Origin of the sequence: Streptomyces sp. BE303 (assembly GCF_036290945.1) — a bacterium.
Lineage (GTDB): Bacteria > Actinomycetota > Actinomycetes > Streptomycetales > Streptomycetaceae > Kitasatospora.
Genome location: NZ_JAQYWZ010000761.1, coordinates 1 through 1006, shown reverse-complemented (window position 1 = coordinate 1006; position 1006 = coordinate 1). Strand labels below are relative to the sequence as shown.

Below are 1006 nucleotides of genomic sequence, written 5' to 3'. Positions count from 1 at the left end.
GAGGGGGGTGTGGAGGGTGAGTTCTTCGAGGTGGGGGGTGTCGGTGTGGTGGGCTGCTTGGAGGGCGAGGTCGAGGAAGGCGGTGCCGGGGAGGAGGACGGTGTGGTTGACGGCGTGGTCGGCGAGCCAGGGGTGGGTGCGCAGGGAGATGCGGCCGCTGAGGAGGGTTTCGCCGGTGTCGGCGATGTCGACGGCGGCGCCGACGAGGGGGTGGCCGGTTGTCTCCAGGCCTGCCGCACCGACATCCCCCGCACCGGACTGCCTCGGCTGCGCCCAGTAGGTGCGCCGCTGGAAGGCGTAGGTGGGTAGGTCGGTCCGCTCGCCCGCGTCGAGCAGGCCGCTCCAGTCGACGGTGAGGCCGGTGGTCCAGGCGTGGGCGAGGGAGGTGAGGAGGCGTCGTCGGTCGCCTTCGTCGCGGCGCAGGGTGGGGAGGGTGACGGCGGTGTCGAGGGTCTCCTCGACGGCGGGGACGAGGACGGGGTGCGGGCTGGTCTCGACGAAGTGGGTGTGGCCGGCTTCGTGGAGGGCCTCCAGGGCCTTGGTCAGCAGGACGGGTTGGCGGAGGTTGGTGTACCAGTAGGCGGTGTCGGGCGGGGTGGTGAGCCAGTCGCCGGTGACGGTGGAGAACATCGGGATGCGCGGGAGCCGGGCTTCGACTCCGGTGAGGTCGGCCAGGATGCGCCGCCGGAGCCGGTCGACGTGCGGGGAGTGCGAGGCGTAGTCGACCGGGATCGCCCGTGCCCGCACGCCGTCGCGTTCGCAGGCGGCGAGCAGTTCCGTCAGGGCGGTGCTCTCGCCCGCGACGACGGTGGTGGTGGGGGAGTTGTAGGCGGCGACGGAGATCCGGTCGGCCCAGGGCGCGAGCAGCTGCTCGGCCCGTTCGGCGGAGAGCCCGAGCGAGACCATGCCGCCCTCCCCGGCGATGGCGTCGAGGGCCCGGCTGCGCAGGGCGGAGACCCGGGCGCCGTCCTCCAGGCTCAGCGCGCCGGCCACCACCGCGGCGGCG

1 protein-coding gene is annotated in these 1006 nt (G+C 73.9%); it reads right to left on the bottom strand.

The window, feature by feature from the left end:
- On the bottom strand, nt 1-1006 hold a 1006-nt coding region (locus PUR56_RS22750; RefSeq protein WP_329950273.1), incomplete at both ends, for an acyltransferase domain-containing protein.